This window comes from Synergistetes bacterium HGW-Synergistetes-1 (assembly GCA_002839185.1).
Classification (GTDB): domain Bacteria; phylum Synergistota; class Synergistia; order Synergistales; family Synergistaceae; genus Caenicola.
In genome coordinates, this window is sequence record PGXO01000010.1 from 115782 (window position 1) to 137055 (window position 21274).

Here is a 21274-nt window from a genome sequence, read left to right on the forward strand (position 1 = left end):
GGAAGATGCAGAAGGAAGAACAAAACAAATCACAGCATCAAACCAACCATATGATATTTACACATTATTCATACTAGCAGCCGGGGAGAGATCTGACATGTTCAAAAAAACAAAATTATTAGCCTCCATCTTTATCCTTTTATTAATACTCTCTTCATCAGCCGGATGCACATATGCCCAGACACAGGAAAATCTGGACGAAGAACAGAATCTTGCAGCAGCAGCCCGCCAGATGCGACAGTCAAACAATGTACAGCTTAATTTCAGCAACCTTGAGATCAGCAAGTTCCTTAGGTTCATGTCAGAACTTCTGAATGAAAATATCGTAGTGGATCCCGCTGTCGGAGGAAAAGTCTCTGTCGTTTCGCCAAAGTCCATCTCGTTAAGGGAGGCAAGGGAGGTAATGCTCTCCGTGCTTGAGATGAACAACCTTTCAATACAGAACATGGGCGGGTATTCAAAGGTATTGCCTGCAAGCTCCGGACCGACACTGAACAACACCGTTTTCAAGGGCGACCGCAGCATAGCTCCCGGTGAATCCCTGACCGTCCAGGTAGTACCTCTGCGCCATGTAAAAGCAGGATACATAATGGAACCGCTCAAATCCGCAGTACCGGACATAAGCGTCACACCCCTTGAAAATGGAAATGCGGTCCTGCTTACAGGGAAGGCATCGGCTTTGAACCGTTCTGTAAGCGTGATAAGGGCCCTTGACGCCCAGGACAGCGTAAGGAGCATTAAGGCTTTCACACTGACACATGCTAATCCAAAGATCGTGGAATCTCAGCTCAACGTTATGTCAAAAGACACTTCATCCAAACTTTCGGGTATTCTTGCAGTAGGGGACGAGAGGACAAGGCGTGTCGTGCTTATTGGAAGCGGTCAGGCTCTTAGGGAAGCTGACCGGCTACTTAAAATACTGGACGTACCTTCGCGCGCTGAAAGCTTCCACGTTTACCGCCTGCAGAACGCAGATGCAAAAGTCGTGGCTGAGCAGATGAACAGCATCCTCGCAACAGCAGCCAAACTTTCCCCCGATCCCAAAGGAGCAATACCTTCCTCGGTGGTCCCGGACCTTCCTACAAACAGTCTTGTCTTCGCAGCCTCACATGAACAGTTTGGTTCGCTCAAGGAGATACTGGTCCAGCTGGATATCCAGCCAAAGCAGGTGCTGTTGCGCGGCCTGATAGCAGAAGTCAACCTCAACAAGCTCAACAGCGCCGGCATAGACTGGGCAGCCTGGGGAGGCGGCATAGCAGGTGACGCTGTGATTGCGGGCAACGTACAGATGGGAAGCTCCTCTATCCCGGGTCAGATAATCGACCTTTACGACAAGCTGATAACAAAAGAGGAAATATATACAGACCCGGTAAACGGAAACATATACACAAAGACAAACACAGAGGGCAAAGCTCTCATATATACATATGTAAAGATGCTGAACAAGTATGACGCTATCAACGTGCTCTCCATGCCCCGCCTGATGTGCACCGACAACCTACCAAGCCATCTGCAGGTTGGCCAGGTCATCCCGCAGCTGAAGGGGACCCTTACAGATACGACCAACCCGAGGGCTGTTCAGAACACATACGAGTATAAGGACGTGGGCCTCATTTTGTCGGTCACCCCGCATGTAAGGAGTGGAAACCTTGTCGCCCTTGAGATAGAACAGAGGGTGGAGGACCTCCTCACCACGATGGGATCGCCGACACCTGTCACATCCAAGCGTGAAGTAAAGACAAACGTCCTGGTTGCCAACGGAGACACGATAATAATCGGAGGACTGATAAGGGAGGCTGAAAAGGTCCTTAAGCACAGGGTGCCTTTCTTCTCATACATCCCCCTTATAGGGAACCTCTTCAAATCCAGCGAAAAACAGAGGGAAAAGGTCGACCTCATGATATTCCTGACTCCTTACATACTGGAAGATCCCAAGGCTGCCTCGAGGATGACCCACAGCATAATCAGCGACGGACAGCAGCTTAGCCCGGCTGAGATCGGAACACTGATGAAGAATCAGGAGGATTACGAAAAATCGATCAAGAACGAGGGAGTAACAAAGGAGATGCTCGATCCTAACAAAATCCTGAGCGGGGACAAGCAGGAAGAGAAGAAGAGCGACTGGAAGTCAAAATACAACGAACTTGTGAAAGAGATGGAAACAAAAGAGAAAGATAAGGGAAAATGACGCTGAAACCCATGCCCTCACCTGAAGAGATCCTGGAACTTATCCCTTCCGGGGTGAGTCTTGATACTCTTCGCGATAAAGGGATCGTTCCTCTCAGAAAGTCAGAGGGGATCATGTCGGTCGCCCTTTCCGACCTCTCTGCTTTCACAGAAGCACAGCTGATAGCATCAAAGGCAGGAATGTCATGCGAAACTGAAATATATCCGGCATCTGATATACAGCATCTCATAAGGAGCCTTTACGATATAAAAAGCGGTATAGTCCAGGATACGCTCAGCTCAATAGAAGAGGTAAACGACCTCTCAGAGCTGGTCCGCCAGGAAGTGATGAGCGATACCGTAGACGCCCCTGTAATACGGCTTGTAAACGGAATAATCGTAGAATCACTCAAAGAAAGAGCTACAGACATACATATAGAACCTTATGAAGACAGGGTCACAGTGAGGTACAGGGTAGACGGCGTGCTTCTAGACAAATACAGCCTCTCCAAGGGACATCAGGCCCCTGTAACAAGCAGGATCAAAGTTATGGCAAACCTTGATATAGCAGAGAGGTTCGTCCCTCAGGACGGAAGGATCGGGATAAGCCTCGGAGAGCGAATGGTCGACATAAGGGTCAGTTCACTCCCCACGCAGCACGGAGAAAGGCTGGTCATGAGGCTTCTGGACAAAGCAAGAGGACTGCTGTCGCTTGAGGAGCTTGGCATGAAGCCCGATGAGAGAAAAAGGCTGGAAGAACTCATTAGGCGCCCTAACGGCATGATACTTTTCACGGGACCGACCGGTTCAGGTAAAAGTACGAGCCTTTATGCGATCCTCCAGGCTCTGGCAAGGCCCCAAGTGAACATTATAACTGTGGAAGATCCCATTGAGTACGACCTCCCGGGCGTCGGACAGGTCCAGGTAAACGACAAGGCAGGACTTACATTTTCTTCTTCACTCAGGTCGATACTCCGTCAGGACCCCGACATCATAATGATAGGAGAAATGCGCGACTTTGACACGGCCCACATAGGCATACAGTCTTCGCTTACCGGACACCTGGTGCTTTCAACGCTGCACACTAACGATTCGATCAGCGCAGTAACAAGACTTATCGATATGGGGATCGAACCGTACCTCGTTTCAGGCTCTTTGCTCGGAGTAGTCGCACAGAGACTTGTAAGGAGGATCTGCCCCCATTGCAGAGAAGAGGTCCCTGCATCAGGAGTGATCCTTCAGCATGGAATAGATATGGCATGGCGGGGAAAAGGATGCGAAAAATGCAGAGGAACCGGGTATATCGGACGTTTCGGCCTTTATGAGCAATTTGACGTCACACCGGAGATACAGGCAGCCATAGCGGAGAAAGCCCCTTCTTCCGAACTGCGAAGACTGGCACGAAAAAATGGTTTCTGCACCCTTCTCGAACTGGGCATAAAGGCAGTTGCAAACGGCGAGACAACCCCCGAAGAAATGCTGCGGGTGGTCGGAGAGGTATAAGACTTGCCCCTTTTTAAAGCTGAAGTTTACACGGCAGACGGCCGTCAAAAAGAGCTCCGTAAAGAAGCGGCGAATGAGAATGAGCTGCTCAGGGAACTTGTGTCCGATGGACTGACAGTAGTAAGCATAAAAGAAGAAAGCAGCAGAAAGCTCAACCCTTTCTCCGGGCACAGGAAGAGAGCCAGGCAGATCAGCTTGGAAGATCAGCATCTCTTCTGCATAACACTCTCTTCCTACATCAAAAGCGGACTTTCCATAACTGAAGTGCTTAGGCTGCTCCAGAGACAGACCAGAAATAAGCTCCTAAGACCTATCTACACTGAGCTGAGGGAATCTGTCGAGGGCGGCCGTTCACTTGCGGCTTCAATGCGTGTCGCAGGGGTTTTTAGGGAGAGCCTGGTCGGCATGGTCGAATCAGGGGAAAGATCCGCCTCGCTTCCTGATATTCTGGAGAAAGCCGCGGAACTGATACACAACGAGGTCCATCTCCGAAGGAAGCTTCGTTCTTCGCTTACCTATCCGCTCCTGATGTTCGTGGTTGGAATGGCAGTGGTAGTCTTCCTCCTTACGTTTGTGGTCCCAAGGCTGACAGCGCTCGTAATTGATTCAGGAGCGGAACTTCCATTTGTGACCCGTCTTTTGATCTTTATCTCTGATGCTGTAACGATGGGCTTCATACCTCTCCTGATCGCTCTTTTGATCGTTTTCATATTCCTCCGCAGAAGCGGCAGGAGCATTACCATCCCGATATTCAGGGAGATAAAGGAAAACATTGCATTCTCAATGATATTTTCACAGACCGGGACGCTTCTGAAATCCGGCCTCCCGCTTATTCAGGCACTTAAACTCACAGAACCTCTCGACCCTGTCAAGGGAAGGCTCCAAATTGTGCAGGACCATATAAGAAAAGGTTACAGATTTTCACAGGGGCTCGAAAAAGAGGGCTCCTTCCCAGAGGAGATAGTCTCTGTGGTAAGGGTCAGCGAAAACGGGAGGGATCTTCCTGACGGACTGATCCGGCTGGGCAACAACTGTTGGGATATCGCGCAGTCATCGATGCAAAAATACGCTACTCTTGCAGAGCCTTTGATAATACTTGTAATGGGTTTTCTTGTAGGGTTCGTGGTGATAGCAGTGCTTCTGCCTATTTTTGACCTTTCGACACTTGCTACCAGATAGAAAATTATCTGAGAGCGCTTAAGGGATCGACCGGGAAACTGTTCTTTCTGACCTCAAAGTGAAGATGATTGCCGGTCGACCTTCCGGTGCTCCCAACATAGGATATCAACTGACCGGAATAGACCTGATCGCCTTTTTGGACTGCCAGATCGCTGCAGTGTCCGTAGAGGGTCGTGATACCGTCTGTGTGATCGATAACAACAGTCTTGCCGTACCCTCCCATCCAACCTGAATAGACAACTACGCCATCCATCGCTGAAACTATCGCTCTCCCATATGGAGCCATTATATCCAGTCCTGAGTGGAAACTGCCTGCTGAGGCGTAAGAGCGGCTCCTCCAGCCAAACAGGCTCGAAACTCTTCCTCTGACCGGCCACATTAGGGTATTTCGCAACAGATACTCTCTTCCGGATGCTATTTTAATCATTCCGCTTTCTGTCTGTATGACTGAGGCATAATTTGCACCCGGCAAAAAGACCTCTCTGGCAGAAGAGAGCGGCGAGCCGATGTCTATACCGTTTGCGGCATAGATTTGATCTCTTTTCGTACCATAGAGAGATGAAAGTCTTTCGACGCTTTCCCCCTCCGAAACTTTGACAAAGATCCCTTCCCGGTCGGGTATCCGCAACACTGTACCCTGTAAAAGGCTGTTAATTTTTTCCGGGCTGTTTGATCCTATTATCGTATCCGCACCGAGATCGAACTTTTCAGCTATCGACCAGAGGGTATCTCCCTCTTTTACTATGTATGCCGTAACAGAGACCAGCTTTTTCTGCCTTAAAAATTCTGCTTCCCTTCTTTTCATTTCTTTAACGAAGAATGAGGTCTCATCCATGTGCTCCCTGTCTCTCGGCACGTAGATCACCAGATCCCCTTCTCTCTTTATTCTTCTGTCAATGCCGTTTATTCGAAGAAGGTCCTCTGCCGTAATATGATATTTTGCAGCAGCAGATTCCACAGATTCGTCCTTTTTAAGAATGAACTCGTCCCAATGTCTGTTGTCGCACATAGAGGAGATCAGCTTATCAGTTACTACCCCCCCGTTTTGGGACAGCGTGCGGTAAAGTTCTCTCTCGGGCGGCGTAAGGTTGGACATGTTCAGCAGGTCCCTTCCTCCTATTGAGATCACATCTTCACCAGAAGCGCTCCTTGGGTCATGAAGGTACAGCTCACCTGCCACAGACAACGATACCGCTGCGGCTGCCATGATAATGAATGAAGAAAAGAGCATTATTGCTTTCTTATACTTTCTAATTATTGCGGCTGCCTTTTCCATCCTTGCCCTGTCCCTTTCAGAAAATGATAAGGTCCTTTTGAACTGACTCAGGCAACACAAAATGATCAGGGGTGTGAACAGTACGCTGCATAAGTCTGTCAGCAGCCTGATGTAACACGGAAAGATGGGATAAACGCAGGCGCAGCCTGATCAAGCTGCGCCTTTTCGCTACTCCCAGTTAGTTATATCTGAGTTTGAATCTTCTCCGCCTTCCTGGCCGTCCGCCCCGTATGAAAAGAGATCAAAGTCCCCGTTCCGGCCCGGAGATTCATAAATAAACTCTCTGCCCCAGGCGTCTTTGGGGACCTTTTTCATATAACCGTTCTTTTTGTAATTGAGCGGTTCCGGAGGAGTGGTCGGAGGTTTCACAAGCGCAGCCAGGCCCTGGTCTGTCGTCGGGTAAAAACCGTTGTCCAGATGAAAAAGGCCCAAAACCTGCTCCAGCTGTGCTATCTGAGTCCTTGTAGTCTTTATCTTTGCCTCTTCACTCTGTCCGATCAGTCTGGGACCGACAAGAGCCGAAAGGAGGCCAATGATCACAACGACGACCATTATTTCTATCAGAGTAAAGCCACGCCGTTTATCAATGAATTTTTTCGTTTTCATAAGAATCTGCCTGTCCCCTTTGTTCTGTAAGTTTTGTGATCTTATTTTAATATATTACCATTTATTTTTACACATCGCTGCCATAATATCCTATAACTTTAAAAAGGTGAGGGGAAAAACCAGATCGCCCAGACGTTTCCCAGAAAATGAAAAATTATTGAGGGCAGGATATTTCCATATCTCTCGCGCAGCCACCCCATTATAAGGCCGGGGAAGAAGGTAAGAAGCGAAATGAGATAGGGCGCAGCGATAAGGTGCAGGGGTGCGAATACAAGGTTTACAGCCACTATTGAAACTGCCGCTGAATATCTCCTCCTCAATGCCGGCTGCATCCAGCCCCTGAAAAAAATTTCCTCTGCCACCGCTGCGGCAAACCCGGAGATCATCAGCTTCAAAACGATGTCAAACGGTCTTCTGTGCGGCAGGTCATCCCATGGCCACACAAGGGCAACAGCCGTCAGCAGTAATAGTGTAAATGCGGTAATAACAAGCGTTTGAAGGATAGCTCTTTTATCAAAAACGACCCTGAAGGGAGAAACATCTTCCGCCCTGTCCCTGTTTGATGTTTTATCATATGAGAAGCGATCTGAAAATTTGTCCATACCATTCCACTCTCTGCGAAAAGGCGTTGCCCTATCGGTCGGGCTTGCTGCTTGTCCATTATATCACCGCTTTTTTCGTGGATTATTATGTTTCTTATTTCCTGATCGATCATATTTTTCAAAGTTTGGAAGATTTGCTATGGCATCATCCATCTTTCAATCTTATACTTACATTGGAGTAATTGAAGTAAATGGTCTCATGTTGCTTGAAACTGCCGTATACCATATTCTCTATAGTATTTAAAGGGCCCTATCATCTGTCCATCTCATGGAGGGATCACGAATGAAAGTAGGAATGTTGATACTGGTTACGGTCATTATAATAAGCTTCTGTTTATCATTTGATCTTTTAACAGCAGAAGCATCTGGACCATCTGTCTATGTCGACTATGAGTACGGAGACCTCAAGGAAGTGATCGTCGGCCTTCCATACGGGATGTCGCCATCACTCAGCGCGCCATGGTTCGAAAACGCAATGAAGGTTTTGCCTCCTGACGAAGCCGAGTACGCAAGAAAAACAGCGGGGATGCTGTGGACTGATATGATCGACCCCAAAACCGGCAAAAGCGAGACAGAGATGCTGGAAGAAGAAAACCTTGCGCTGATCAACATTTTAAATTCCCTTGGAGTCAAAGTATTTCGTCCTAAAGAGATAACTGTTGATTTCATAAAGAAAAATTATGGCTCCGACATCCTGCTGAACGGATTCAGTCAGGATTTTCCCAGGGATAACATCGCAGTGATCGGAAACAACCTGATTGAGCTCAATCTTCGGACACCACTCAGAAAAGTTGACATATCCGGGTTCAAAGAAGTGCTGACAGACAAGTGTACAAAGGGTGATGTCAGATGGTTTTCCATGCCTCATACGGAATTGCTTGCCCCTCCAGACCCTGATACTCCGCTTCTGGAAGGCGGAGACGTTATTGTATTGGACAGGACTATCCTTGTCGGCAACACCAGGAATCCAAGCGTGGGATCAAACGAAGCGGGCTTCAGATGGCTTAAAAACATTCTGGGAAGCTCCTACGATGTTGTACGGATCCCCCTGAGGGAGGACGTCCTCCATCTTGACTGCGTTCTATCTGTTCCGCGCGAAGGCCTCGCGATAGTCTGTGAAGAGGCTTTTGTTGACGGACTGCCCGACTATATAAAAGGATGGGACCTGATCAAGGTAAGCATTGAGAGCGTGCAGAGGCTTGCGATAAACGGGATACCGGTCGACAGCAAAAATTACATTATCTCCTACAATGAGCACAACGACAACAGATATCTGCAGTCCGAGCTTGAGACGAGGTATATCAGAGTCCACAGGGTATTTTTCGGGACCCACAACGGGCAGGGCGGCTCGCTGAGGTGTGCCACCCAGCCTATTATAAGGAAAATTAAGTGATCGGTCCTATATGAATGCGGCCCTCCTGTCGGGCGCTGCAAAAGCATTCGGCAGGAGGACCTTGTTTTTTTCAGTGATCTGATTTGAGTCCTGCTCCGCACATCGTAAGCAGGCTGTCGGGTGTTTTTCCCTGCACCTCGCAGTATTTAAGGTATGCGGCGTAATTTGCGGCGGTCGTGTGTTCACAGTAGATGCCCTTTTCTGCCAAGACGGATCTTGCGTCAAGTATTTTATCTTCAGGGGCCCTTATAAGCCTGACATCATACCTGTAAATGTACTCAAGTATCTCCTCTCCGCGTGCCGGACGGCCTATAGCTATGCCTTCAGCAAGAGTGACCTTGGGGAACACTTTTGCCGGCATTTTTTCACCGGCCTCAACAGCCTTCACAAACGGATCACAGTTCTCGCTCTGGATCGCCACTATGTTGGGCATCCTGTCGATCGCGCCGCTTGCCAGAAGTTCTTCAAGTCCTTTGATCACACCTATAAATAGAGTCCCGTTGCCAAGTGGGATGAAAATGTTCTCGGGAATTCTGCTCAGCTGTTCGTAAACTTCGTAGATGTAGGTCTTGGTCCCTTCGTAGAAGAAGGGATTATAGACATGGTTGGCGTAATATTTACCCTCTTTTTCCACCTTAGACCTGCATGAATCGGCGCAGTTGTCGCGCGATCCCGGCACAATGTTCACACGCGCTCCGTGCGCCTTTATCATGTCTATTTTTTTGGGAGACGTCCCCTCAGGCACAAAGATCTCACAGTCTATGCCGCATCTTCCGCAGTATGCCGCCACGCTGTTTCCGGCGTTGCCGCTGCTGTCCTGTACAACAGAATCCACACCTATCGCTTTGCAGTGAGCTATAAGGACCGCAGCGCCCCTATCCTTGAAGGAGAGGGTCGGCATGAAATAATCCATTTTGAGGAGCACATCATCACTGAACCTGATGACAGGGGTCATTCCCTCTCCCAGTGTCACTTCGCGCCAGGTATCGTCCTCAAGCGCCATGAACTCCCTGTAGCGGAACATCCCCCAGATGCTTTTGTCTATACTGGATGGATCGTATCGTGGCGCGTCAAAATCAAGTTTCCATAGCCCGCCGCACTCGCACTTCGGCTTTCGGGTCCTCGTGCTCTCAATAGTGCCGCATTTACCGCAGACAAAATTCATCTTGGTACCTCCGCGACCGCCTCTATCTCGACAAGACAGCCAAAATGGAGCTTTCCGCACGGCACAACACACCTTGACGGCTTATGCTCTGCAAAAAATAATGAATAAACTTCATTTACTTCATCCCACATATCTATGTCTGAGAGGTATATCCGGCACTGTACAACGTTTTCTTTAGTCAATCCGGCTTCATGCAACACCCTCTCCATGTTGGCAAGCGCAAGTGCCGCATGTTCGCGGGCCCCTCCGGAGACGACCTCACCTGTATCCGGATCCCTTGACAGCTGTCCCGAGATATAGAGCATGCCGTTCGACAATATCCCGGGGCTGTAATGCCCTTTATTCTCTTTTTTGTATTCAGGAACGATCTTTTTCATCGCTTTACCCTCCCTATCGATCAACAGCCGTCAACTATGCAAGCTGTCCGCTTCTATCAAAATTACGATTTTTATCATTTACAATAATATTATAAACGGGAAAGGGCAGGGATGAGAACATCCTGATATCTCAGCCGTATTCGGGATGAATATCTGCCGTTTCTAATGCCGAGCCGAAATAAAAATTATTAAAAATTAGTAATGACAAGGTGACTTTACCAAATTATAATGTCATTGTCTTGATATTTTGGGGAGGTGTTCTTTTATGAAAAAAACTGTTTTGTTTTTCTTTCTTTCTCTATTCCTATTCCTTTTAGTCTCACCCGGTCCGGTATATGCGGGGAGCCCCGAGTATGACCAGGCTTACGCGGTCTATCAGAATCAGGGAGCTGCCGCTGCCGCCCCGCTCTTTAAAAAAATCGTCGAAAACACGCCTGATCCCGATGCAATGTGGATGCTCGGCTATATTTACAAAAACCAGGCAAACTTCGATACCATGTACGCTGAAAGCGCCAAATGGTACAAGAACTATCTGCAGTTCCCCTTTGTAAAAAAAGATTTTGCCATGCACGAACTGGGACAGATCTACAAGACCGGGGGTTATGGTGTTGAAAAAGATCTCGTCAAGGCAAGGATCTATTTCGAAACACTTGTGGAGTCCGGGTGGTCTGACCCAAATTACGCCAGATATCCCATGAATGACATGACTGAGGTCATGGGTGAACAGATGGCGGGCTATACAAAAGACGACACTGACTACGTCAAAGCGGGAAAGGCCTTCGTAAAAAACAAACCGAAGGACGCGCTTGCCCCGCTGAAGCAGTCAGCGGAATACAAGAACCCCGACGCAATGGAAGTTCTGGGGACTATGTACAAATACGGCATAGGAGTCAAACAGGACTACTTCGAAGCCGCTTCCTGGTTCAGAAAGGCAGCGGAAAAGGAGCTGCCATATTCCATGCTCAACATGGGTAAACTTTATGACAAGGGAAACGGCGTAACACAGGATGACGCAATAGCAAGGGATTGGTATAAAAAATCTGCCTTGGCCGGAAATGAAGAAGCTAAGACGATCCTCACCGAAAAGATGACCAAGGATCCCATTGAGCCTGCAATTGCAATAGAGATGGTGGGCAAAATGAGGTATGCCAAAGACGGACTTCCATGGGGCGAGGTAATAAACAAATTCATACTTAAACCAAAATGGGAATATTATTATAATGACCAGGAGGGTCACGTGGTAAAACTCCGTGGATACTACGAAGACGGACAAAAGGAGAAGAACTCGATCACTATATGGTACTACGTGAAATGTGAGCCCAACATCGCAGACGGAACGAGAGCATACTCGATAAAACAGCTTTACTACGCGGTAAAGGATGAGAAATCAAAAAAGGGGATCCCCGACTGGCTTGCCTACGAACTGGAATGACCTTTTTGGTAATTACAGCATAACCTGATCACACTGCATGGGCCGTCTTTCACAATGAGAACGGCCCATGTCTTTTTAATGCTTCGGTATTATAATAAAGAGGTAAAATTCTAATAAATACACAGCTTGCCATGCTGAAAAAGGAGGCGGTATCAATGGGTATTCTTGCTGCTGTAATGGTCCCGCATCCCCCGCTGATCATTCCTGAGGTCGGCAGGGGTGAGGAAGAAAAAATCAAAGAGACTACAGCAGGCTTTACAAAGGCCGCGGAACTCATTGCCCGGCTGGAGCCGGAAACAATTGTGATCCTCTCTCCGCACAGCGCCTTCTATTCGGACTATTTCCACATTTCTCCGGGGAATTCGGCATCCGGAGACCTGGCTAAATTCGGGGCAGGCCGGGTGAGCTTCGATGTCAGCTGCGACTCTGAATTCGTCTCCGAGCTTGAAAAAAGAGCCCTCAGGGAAAACATAGAGGCCGGCACAATGGGGGAACGTGAAAAAAGGCTGGATCACGCAACTACAGTGCCCCTCTATTTTTTAAAAAAAGCCTACGGCGGGATGATCCCATGCAAAATAGTAAGGATCGGGCTTTCCGGGATGCCGCTTGAAGAACACTACAGGTTCGGGACCCTGATCAAAAAGACTGCAGAAGAACTTGGCAGAAATATCTGCGTCATTGCAAGCGGGGATCTGTCACATGTCCTGAAAAAGGACGGACCTTACGGATACAGGGCAGAAGGCCCTGAGTATGACAAAAGGATCATGGATGCGATGTCGAGGGGTGTTTTCGGGGAGCTCTTTGATTTCAGTGATGCCTTCTGTGAAAGGGCGGCAGAATGCGGGCACAGGTCATTTACGATAATGGCCGGATGCTTCGACGGAGTCTCTGTTAAATCTAAGATGCTCTCATACGAAGGCCCTTTCGGTGTCGGTTACGGAGTCTGCACCTTTATTCCCGGGGAACCCGACCAAGCCAGAAAATTTCTTTTAACAAAGGAAATGGAGAGCAAGAAGAAAATGGATCAGTTGAAAAAGCAGGAGAGTCCCTATGTGCGCCTTGCCAGAGAGACGGTGGAAAGATATGTATCGACCGGAAAGAGAATTGCTGTTCCGGAATATCTCCCGGAAGAGGCTCTGACAAGAAGGGCGGGGACCTTCGTCTCGCTGAAAAAATTCGGTCAGCTTCGGGGATGCATCGGCACCATATCAGCAATTGAAGACAACATCGCAAAAGAGATAATCCAGAATGCGATAAGCGCCGCGGTGAGAGATCCAAGGTTCCCGCCTGTCACATCCATAGAACTCAAGGACCTTGTCTACAGCGTCGATGTCCTGGGCGAAACCGAGGATATAGATTCGCCTGAAGATCTCGATGTAAAAAAATATGGGGTGATAGTATCCAGCGGGTACAGACGCGGACTGCTCCTGCCAAACCTCGAAGGAATCGATGATGTTGAAGATCAGATATCCATAGCCATGCAGAAGGCCGGGATCAGGAAAGGTGAAAAAATCAAATTGCAGCGGTTCGAAGTCGTGAGGCACCACTGATATGAGATGCGATGTCTGCCCGCGAGGGTGCACTCTTGAAGAGGGAAAGATCGGTTTTTGCCGGGCAAGGAAGAACGAAAGCGGCAGGAGCGTCTCAGTTAATTACGGCAAACTTGTATCTATCGCATTGGACCCGATCGAAAAAAAACCTCTGGCGAGATTTCACCCCGGAAGTAAGATCCTCTCCGTCGGCACCTTCGGCTGCAACATGGACTGCCTCTTCTGCCAGAACCATTCGATCGCGGCTGCCTCAGAGGAGGATGTAAGGACAAGGTACGTTTCACCCTCCGAACTTGCCCGCCTTGCGGGGGAAATGAAGGATAAAGGGAATATCGGCGTTGCTTTCACTTACAACGAGCCTATGATCGGATATGAATACGTAAGGGATGTTTCTGTCGAGACAAAAAAAATGGGGATGAAAAACGTCGTGGTAACGAACGGATGCGTTCTTCCGAATATCCTTGAGCAGGTCCTGCCCTGGGTCGATGCCTTCAATATCGACCTGAAAAGTTTTTCGGAAGAGACATACAGAAAGCTGGGCGGAGATTTAGAGACCGTAAAAGATTTTATAACCCGCGCGGCAAAGGGATCGCATGTAGAAATAACCACCCTGATCGTACCCGGAATGAATGAATCCGAAGAAGAAATAAAAGCTCTTTCAGGATGGATAGCCGGGATAGAAAGATCTATTCCCCTTCACATTACAAGGTTTTTTCCACAAAGAAAGATGTCTGACTGCATGCCTACCGATATCGACCTGCTGGGGCGCCTTTTTGACACCGCAAAGAAAAACCTCGACAATGTTTTTATAGGAAACGTGTAGCCGGACGGCAATGCCGCCCGGCTCTCAGTTTGAAATTTAACAGAGAAGGTTACTTGGATCCTACTTCATCGCAAAGATTACGGGTCAGATATTTTGCAGCTTCACTGACCGGCATCTGAGGGATAAGCCACATAAGTTTGGTCAGAATTGCCTCGAACCCCATATCAAGAGCGCTTACTGCGCCTGTTTTGAGCGTTTTCTGGCCTACGTCGTATGTTGAAAGGTCAACTCCGCCCTCTGGGCACTGTGTCGTTATGACCGGCAGTATGCCGAGGTCAACGGCTTTTTTGATGCCCGGGAGAAGGTCCTCTCCGATATAGGGCAGGCCACCCAATCCAAAGCACTCGACTACTATAGCTTTGGGCCTCATTTCAACGATCCTGTCAAAGTAATCGGCCCTGAACCCGGGGAACAGCTTTACCGGCATCACCTCGTTCGAAAAATGGATCTCATTGGCCAAGGCCCCCTGCTTGCAAAGCGTCTCCCTGTCGATGAACGGGGCTTTCAAAATGGTGACTTTTTTGCCCTCCGAAAGTCCAAGTTCATCATAGTAAACAGACTTGAATGCCTCAAGCCTCTTCCCTGACATTTTTTTCGCCCTGGGGCCATGTATCAGCCTTCCTGCAAATGTTACTGATATTCCCGGCTGTCCTTTTGCAAGAAGTGCTTCCATAAACCTGAACGCATCTTCAAGGTTCCTTTTGGCGTCAGTTCCAGGCTCAGACATCGGGATCATGGACCCTGTCAGCACTACAGGCTTTTCAATATCCCTAATTACATATGAGAGGGCGGCTGAGGTATATGCCATTGTGTCGGTGCCGTGGGTAACAACATATCCATCGTATGATTGATTTTCCCTTATGCATCTGATTATCGCTGCCCAGTCCGCCGGATTTATGTTGGAGCTGTCCTTTGAAAAAACGTTTGCAATATCTATATCAGCAATTTGGTAAATACCGGGTACCCGGGCCGCCAGGGCTTCCCCCTGATCCATCGGCACCAGACCCTCGGCGCTTTGCTGCGAGGCTATTGTGCCTCCAGTAGATATCAGCAGTATTTTCATTGATCTCTCCCCTTTATGTCCTTTGAGCGATCTTTTTGAGAGAGGAGAGGATCACTTTAACGTAATCGTCTCTGTCAGACTCTGTCATTACTGGGATAACATGATCCTTGATGTAATTTTTGCCAACGATCATCGACAGTACCGCTGAAGTTCCCGGGTGAAGTCCGGGGCTCGATGATTCTGCAAAGACCGACTTGCTCATGTATGTGAAACCGGCAGCGTCTTCAGATACCAGCTTCGCCAGCTCACCGACCAGCCTCACCTTTACAGAGGATATTTCCGTCTCCCTCAGTTCTGACGCTATCTTCTCAAGCTTCTCCGCAAATTTTGAAGAGAGCGCCTGAAATGAGTCCGCATCATAATTGAGAAGGTCATTCCTCACAAAATATGGGGCAGCGAGCTCTTTGCATGACTCCTCCAAGGCTCTTGCCACAGAGGGATCTCCCTTGTCCTCGGAATAGCGGATAAGAAACCTATCGTGGCCGCACTCCTCGGAAAGGGCGCTGAAGACTTTGCTCTCCGCAACTATCGTGGGGAGGGGATAACCTATCTTTTTCATCATTTCACCCTTCATGCCGTGCATGAAGTTGCCCTCGTAGTCTTCGTCCGGTCCAAGACCGCCTCCTGTAAAGTTTACAGGCATTACTACAGAGACCGGTATCCCGTCATAGTCGACTACCGTTCCCAATATAGCTCCGGCATTTTCTTCGCTCTCGGGCACAACAAAAACTTTATCAGGGTCAGCTTTTTTGAACGAATCCAATACCGAAAGGGCAAGTGCAGCCTGGAAGCATGCCGCTGTCTCTGCAACTCCCTGTCCGTAGACACGGCCGAATATATCTGCCGCTACACCTTGGGAAAATAAGGCATCCCTGCCCTCCGCCTTTTTCATCATGGCGGCTTCCTGCGGTGTGACCCTTCTTCTGGGCATTGTGGATGCACTTCCACCGCCCATCAGTTTGACAGTTATCTTTTCTGTGGTGCAGGATATCTCTCTGACCCTGGTGTCAACATTAAGTGCCCTTGATACGATAGTCCCGACCGCGCAGAAACCTCCTCCGTCATCCTGTTGGTAGTTGTTGGCACCGTGTGCATGCGCTATTCCTACATGCCCTGTAAGCCCGACAATCCCATGCTTCTCGTACGATAATGCAAGTTCTTCCCTCATAATATTCCTCTCCTCTTCCTTCATTATCATTCACTGCTTAAATTTTCAGAGGATTTAAATGAACTCGAAAAATCACTCATAATATAACAAAAACCCGCCGGCATAGTTCATATGTTTACGCCGGCGGGAGAAATCGAAAATGCTATTTTTTGAAAATGCTACTTTTTAGCGTTGAAGACATCCAGATCCAATTCGTGCATCAATGAGGCGACAGTTACCATTCCCACAGTGTCCCCCGTAACATTTATCATTGTGTTAGGCATGTCTATCAGGTAGTAGATACCGGCGATCCAAGGGACTATATCAAGCGGAAGTCCCATTACCTGAAGCAGAACAGCCGACATAATGATACCGCCTCCGGGAACACCTGCAACACCAGCTGCCATGATTATCCCAAGTGCAATTATGACCAAAAGGCTCGTTAAGGGAAGGTCCACTCCGTAGATCTGAGCTGCGAATACTGCATAGATAGGCATTTCAGCAGCACAGGCATGCATATTGATAGTCGCCGCAGGAGGGGCTATCAGATTGACCATGTCTTCCGGGACCCCGGCTCTCTCTTTGGTCGACTTCATCGTGAGAGGAAGGGTGGCGCTGGATGAGCAGGTCGAGAATGCAAGGAGCATCGCGGGATATATGTTCCTGAAGTGCTGAAGTGGGTTGACCTTGGCTATTGTTGCCAGGATTATCGGGTAGATGATGAGTATGACTGTCCCATATGCGAGATACTGTGTCATAAGCATCTTGCCGAGTCCGTAGAGTACTGTGGAACCAAGGGTACCGGTTATGTTGGCGACAAGGGCGAAGACACCGTAGGGAGCCAGGCCGATGACCCAGCCGACTATGCGTGTGAAGAACTCGTTGAGGGAATCGAACATGTCAAAGATCCTCTTGCCATGTGCCGTATCCTTGAAGCTTGCAAGGATAAACCCGCATATAAGCGCAAAGACGATTATCTGAAGGATATTGCCCTCAGAGAAGGCAGCGAAGGGGTTGTTCGGGACCCAGTTGACAAGTGACTGCAGAAGATCTACGTCAACTTCGGGGATCTCCTTCGCACCAAGTTTGATGCCGATGCCAGGCTTGATTATAAAGGCCCATATTAACCCTGTGGCAGCAGCAAGCGTCGATGCGATTGCCCAGTAAACCAGGAAGTAGCCTCCGACTTTCTTGAGGCGGGACATGTCCGCAACCTGTGAGATGCCGTTGATTATGCTGACAAAGATAAGGGGATAGATGCACATCTTGAGCAGACGGATGAATACATCTCCGATGAACTGGATGTACGTTGCCTTCTCACCAATGACAAAGCCGAGCGCTGCGCCGAGCACCATTGCGATGAGGATCTTCAATGGCAGGCCGATTTCTTTTTTGGCTGTTTTTTCGGTCATGACTATTATTCCCCCTATAAAAGTATAATGATAAACTGTATACAAAGTTTACATTTTTTCTGCTATGATGTCAAATAAGGAACTTAATTAAGGTTTTTGCGCAATAATACACCTATATTCAAATCATATCCACAAACTTCTATTTAGATCTACATTTTGGAAATTTCTATCAATATAATTTCTGAAAAAAGAAGCGCTCCGAATGTCCGGAGCGCTTCATAAATATTTAATTTATCAGGAGATTGATGGAAGGGCGATCTCCGGAATTTTAAATCCTTCGAGCAGCTCCTGCATCAGGTCCTTTACCTTCATTATTGAATCGACCCTTGAGACGTTGCTCCCACAGAAGAAGAGCCCGTTCTCCCAGTCCCCCTTATAGGCGTTTACAAGCGCATCCGCTATGCAAAAAGTCTCGTGCTTTATCCTGCATATGCAGTGGGTCAGGCAGGGAGTCCTGCAGGGCATCCGCTCCTGGATCCCAGCGAGGTAGCGCTTTACCATCGGACTGTTTATGGCCCGTCCAGGAAGCCCGCATGGGCTGTTGATAAGCACCACGTCTTCCTCTTTGGCGTCAATATATGACTGTTTGTACCTATCGGATGCATCTCCCTCTTCGGTAGCTGCAAAACGGGTACCAAGCTGTACTCCTTTTGCCCCCATAGAGAATGCCTCTGAGATGTCAGTGCTGTCCCAGATGCCACCGGCGGCAATGACAGGAATGTCAATTTCGTTTTCTTTAAGGTAATCGACCAAAGCAGGCACTACGACTTTGAGGGAGAGGGCGGGATCAGATACCTGCTCGATGTCCCTTGCGCCAAGATGTCCTCCTGCTGTGTTCGGTGTCTCCACCACGATCCCGTCGGGGTAGCGATCATAATGTTTTTTCCAGCGGCTTACGATAATGTTTGCGGCCTTCACACTGCTGACTATAGGAACAAGTGCAACGTCCGGAAACCCTTCCGTAAGTTCGGGAAGCTTAAGGGGAAGTCCGGCTCCAGAGACGATAATGTCAGCACCGGCTTCGCATGAGGTCCTCACAAGCGATTCATAATCACACAGCGCACACATGCAGTTGACTGCAAGCACGCCGCCCATCGCCGCATCCTTTGCCTGTTTTATGTATTTTTTAAGCATCTCACTGTTGCGTTCAGCAAAATTTTTGGCATTGTATCCCTCTGTAAGAACACCAAGTCCGACTGAGGCAAGCGTTCCTATACCACCTTCTGCAGCGACTGCTCCCGCAAGCTTAGGACCTGATATCATGACCCCCATCCCGCCCTGTACTATCGGATATTTAGGTTGATGCTTTCCTATGCTTAGGATCGGGAGTTCCTTTTCTTTAGTGATCATATTTTCTGATACTCCTTAAAATAAACTTGGCAAATAAAAATTATTCGCCAGATCTTAATAGTGGAATAACGGATATGTTATTCTGTTTTTATGTTTTTGGCAAGTGCGATAGCCTCAAATTACCCTCTTTTCCGGTGTTTGATCAGAGTAAAAACACTGCTGTCGCCTCATTTCCTATCTGGACTTGAACTGCCTTGAAAATCATTTCTCTCTTTCACAGTTCTTATGGTTTTTGTGGTATAACTTTTCTGTAAACATTATTTTTTGTATACACATGGGGGCGTTACATTTGTCTGAAAGCCGTTTGAAAACATTTATCGGCATTACCTCTGCAGCAGCGATATCCATGCTGGGAGTAGGCATAGTCGCGTCGGGACTGCCGGCAAGAGTGATAACACTTTCAGGGGGAGATGCCTCCCTTGTCGGACTTCTGGCTTCAAGTTTCGCTCTTCCTTACATCTTTCTTCAGGTACCTTTCGGAAACCTCTCTGACCGCTACGGATTCAAGCCTTTCCTGCTCTTTGGCTACTTACTATCGGCAGTCTCAGGCATTATTTTTTACTTTGCCAATTCCTCCATGCCGATATTCATCGGGCGTGCAGTCCAGGGAGCAGGGGAGATACCTGTCTGGGCAACGGCACCGGCAATAATCTCAATAGCATATCCGCACCATAAGGGGAAAATGATAGGAATATACACAGCAGCAGTATACATCATGCTCTCGGTCGGACCGCTCCTTGTTCCGAGCATGCCTGAGATTTTCGGAGAAAGGGGAGGCTTTCTTTTTTTCAGTTCATTATGCTTTCTGGCTTTCCTGATAATTTTCTTTACCCAGAAAAACAGGAGGCCTGAGCCCGGAAGCAAAAAGGAATCGCTTGAAATCAAAAAAGCCATCGAACTTCTCTCCGATGTTCCGGTAAGGATAGTGCTGCTGGGGATCTTCCTCTACGGTTGCGGTCAGGGACTCCTCTTCAGCATAGCCCCTGGATGGCTTGTTACTGCGAGACAGTACGGCGCGATGGACATAGGCATGCTTTTTTCTGCATATTACCTTTTCATAGCCGGTGCGCAGTTTTTTTACGGTCCTCTCTCTGACAGGTATGGAAGGGAGATCTTCATGATACTGGGGCTCACCTGTTCCGCCCTTTCATGGGCGCTTTTCCCATACACAGGAAAGCTTTTTGCAACTCTGCTGCTCGGTATCTCCGCGGGGTCCCTGGGGGGCTTTTTCGTATCCTCCATGGCATTCCTCAACGAGAAAGCTCCCGACAGTCTTAAAGGAACCATTTCAGGATCCTATTATCTCTTCTGGGGCATGGGATATTTTATGGGACCGATAATGTGGGGAGTTTTCGGATCAATGCTCGGAATGCAAAAGAGCTTTTTCGCCTTCAGTGCTTTCCTTCTTTTGGCGGCAGCAACGATCTGCATTATATGGAAAAAAGGATCAAGAGTCAGATCTGTTTAATTATGCTTACTTCATCTTTACTGCAGCTGGATAAATCGTCTGCATCGGCGCATAGGAGCACATCAATGGACAAAGTGCGGCTTTCGGTGTTACATTAGACTGGTCTTTAACATATAAGCACAGAAAAACCGGACGAGGAGATGATAACGATGACCAAAATCGAAAATATACTAACAGCAATAAAAGATGACCTTCTGCCCCTGACAAAAAAGGGAGTGAAGGAAGGCAATCATGTCTTCGGAGGAATGGTCCTTGATGCAGCGTCGTTAAAAACTATAGTCGCCGGGACCAACAACAGACAGGGAAATCCAATTTTTCACGGAGAAATTGATACTATCCTGCGCTTCTTTTCGATGAAAGACCACCCTCTTCCTTCGGAATGTATTTTTGTGGCCAGCCACGACCCATGTTCGATGTGTATATCAGCGATAGCATGGTCGGGATTCAGGGAGATCTGGGTCCTTTTCGGGTATGAAGATGTTGCAAAGGATTTTGAAATGCCGGTGGACCTGATGATGTACAAAGAGGTCTTCGGGGTAGAGGGCGCAAAGGATAAAAACCTCTTCTTCAGGAAATACAGCATCAAGCGCGAATCGGAAAATGAGCCCAATGCCGGGATCCTAAGGGGAAAAATCGAAGAGCTGGCAAACATTTATTCATCTCTTGAGGTGAAGGCTTTCGATTACCCCGGGATGTAGTATCCTAAAGGATCTTTTTTCATAATAATAATAATGAGTGCGCCTTATGTTCCCTCCTTTTGCA

18 protein-coding genes are annotated in these 21274 nt (G+C 48.2%); 9 read left to right on the forward strand and 9 right to left on the reverse strand.

The features are described from left to right. Positions 1-97: 97 nt before the first annotated feature. From gspD to CVV54_09065, 3 genes are all read left to right on the forward strand, one after another. The gene (gene gspD / locus CVV54_09055) at positions 98-2188 is read left to right on the forward strand and encodes a type II secretion system protein GspD (protein ID PKL03835.1); all 2091 of its coding nucleotides are present in this window, start codon (positions 98-100) and stop codon (positions 2186-2188) included. Beyond that, positions 2185-3669 carry a type II secretion system protein GspE gene (locus CVV54_09060; protein ID PKL03836.1) on the forward strand — a complete coding sequence of 495 codons (1485 nt, stop codon included), beginning with the start codon at positions 2185-2187 and terminating at the stop codon, positions 3667-3669. Before gspD ends, CVV54_09060 begins: the two co-directional genes overlap by 4 nt. Before the next feature lie 189 nt (positions 3670-3858). Further along, entirely contained in the window at positions 3859-4848 is a 990-nt protein-coding gene (locus CVV54_09065; GenBank protein PKL03884.1) for a type II secretion system F family protein, read from the forward strand. A gap of 4 nt (positions 4849-4852) precedes the next feature. Here the strand turns inward: CVV54_09065 and CVV54_09070 are convergent, their stop codons facing one another. The 3 genes from CVV54_09070 to CVV54_09080 all read right to left on the reverse strand — a co-directional run bounded on the left by CVV54_09070 (position 4853) and on the right by CVV54_09080 (position 7332). After that, complete coding sequence (locus tag CVV54_09070) at positions 4853-6124, reverse strand: peptidase M23 (GenBank protein ID PKL03837.1); 1272 nt, start codon at positions 6122-6124, stop codon at positions 4853-4855. A gap of 168 nt (positions 6125-6292) precedes the next feature. After that, a complete protein-coding gene (gspG, locus tag CVV54_09075; GenBank protein PKL03838.1) occupies positions 6293-6730 on the reverse strand; it encodes a type II secretion system protein GspG in 438 nt (145 codons plus the stop codon). A 98-nt stretch (positions 6731-6828) separates the two neighbouring features. Beyond that, entirely contained in the window at positions 6829-7332 is a 504-nt protein-coding gene (locus CVV54_09080) for a hypothetical protein (protein ID PKL03839.1), read from the reverse strand. A gap of 268 nt (positions 7333-7600) precedes the next feature. Here CVV54_09080 and CVV54_09085 point away from each other — a divergent pair, with 268 nt between their 5' ends. Next, positions 7601-8725 carry a hypothetical protein gene (locus CVV54_09085; protein PKL03840.1) on the forward strand — a complete coding sequence of 375 codons (1125 nt, stop codon included), beginning with the start codon at positions 7601-7603 and terminating at the stop codon, positions 8723-8725. A 70-nt stretch (positions 8726-8795) separates the two neighbouring features. On the opposite strand, the gene CVV54_09090 is transcribed toward CVV54_09085, so the two are convergent. Together CVV54_09090 and CVV54_09095 are read right to left on the reverse strand one after the other, a co-directional pair. Then, positions 8796-9890, reverse strand: a complete 1095-nt coding sequence (locus tag CVV54_09090) for a threonine synthase (GenBank protein ID PKL03841.1) — start codon at positions 9888-9890, stop codon at positions 8796-8798. After that, entirely contained in the window at positions 9887-10267 is a 381-nt protein-coding gene (locus tag CVV54_09095; GenBank protein ID PKL03842.1) for an enamine deaminase RidA, read from the reverse strand. The genes CVV54_09090 and CVV54_09095 overlap by 4 nt, the downstream gene beginning before the upstream one ends. Positions 10268-10532: 265 nt before the next feature. Here CVV54_09095 and CVV54_09100 point away from each other — a divergent pair, with 265 nt between their 5' ends. The 3 genes from CVV54_09100 to amrS all read left to right on the forward strand — a co-directional run bounded on the left by CVV54_09100 (position 10533) and on the right by amrS (position 14072). Further along, positions 10533-11699 carry a hypothetical protein gene (locus tag CVV54_09100; GenBank protein PKL03843.1) on the forward strand — a complete coding sequence of 389 codons (1167 nt, stop codon included), beginning with the start codon at positions 10533-10535 and terminating at the stop codon, positions 11697-11699. 155 nt (positions 11700-11854) lie between these two features. Beyond that, the gene (locus CVV54_09105) at positions 11855-13249 is read left to right on the forward strand and encodes an extradiol ring-cleavage dioxygenase (protein PKL03844.1); all 1395 of its coding nucleotides are present in this window, start codon (positions 11855-11857) and stop codon (positions 13247-13249) included. Position 13250: 1 nt separating this feature from the next. Continuing rightward, the gene (gene amrS / locus CVV54_09110; protein PKL03845.1) at positions 13251-14072 is read left to right on the forward strand and encodes an AmmeMemoRadiSam system radical SAM enzyme; all 822 of its coding nucleotides are present in this window, start codon (positions 13251-13253) and stop codon (positions 14070-14072) included. 49 nt (positions 14073-14121) lie between these two features. Here the strand turns inward: amrS and CVV54_09115 are convergent, their stop codons facing one another. The 4 genes from CVV54_09115 to CVV54_09130 form a co-directional block, all read right to left on the reverse strand. After that, positions 14122-15135, reverse strand: a complete 1014-nt coding sequence (locus tag CVV54_09115) for an L-asparaginase 1 (protein PKL03846.1) — start codon at positions 15133-15135, stop codon at positions 14122-14124. Positions 15136-15148: 13 nt separating this feature from the next. Next, positions 15149-16303 (reverse strand): hypothetical protein, encoded by a 1155-nt coding sequence (locus CVV54_09120; protein PKL03847.1) that lies wholly within the window; start codon positions 16301-16303, stop codon positions 15149-15151. A 158-nt stretch (positions 16304-16461) separates the two neighbouring features. Continuing rightward, positions 16462-17694, reverse strand: coding sequence for a dicarboxylate/amino acid:cation symporter (locus CVV54_09125; GenBank protein ID PKL03848.1), 1233 nt, complete (start codon positions 17692-17694; stop codon positions 16462-16464). Between the two features lie 234 nt (positions 17695-17928). Continuing rightward, positions 17929-19044: a nitronate monooxygenase gene (locus CVV54_09130; protein ID PKL03849.1), complete on the reverse strand. Its 1116-nt coding sequence runs from the start codon at positions 19042-19044 to the stop codon at positions 17929-17931. A gap of 232 nt (positions 19045-19276) precedes the next feature. Here CVV54_09130 and CVV54_09135 point away from each other — a divergent pair, with 232 nt between their 5' ends. Further along, positions 19277-20512, forward strand: coding sequence for an MFS transporter (locus tag CVV54_09135; GenBank protein PKL03850.1), 1236 nt, complete (start codon positions 19277-19279; stop codon positions 20510-20512). 140 nt (positions 20513-20652) lie between these two features. Next, the gene (locus CVV54_09140; GenBank protein ID PKL03851.1) at positions 20653-21210 is read left to right on the forward strand and encodes a CMP deaminase; all 558 of its coding nucleotides are present in this window, start codon (positions 20653-20655) and stop codon (positions 21208-21210) included. Positions 21211-21274: the final 64 nt, after the last annotated feature.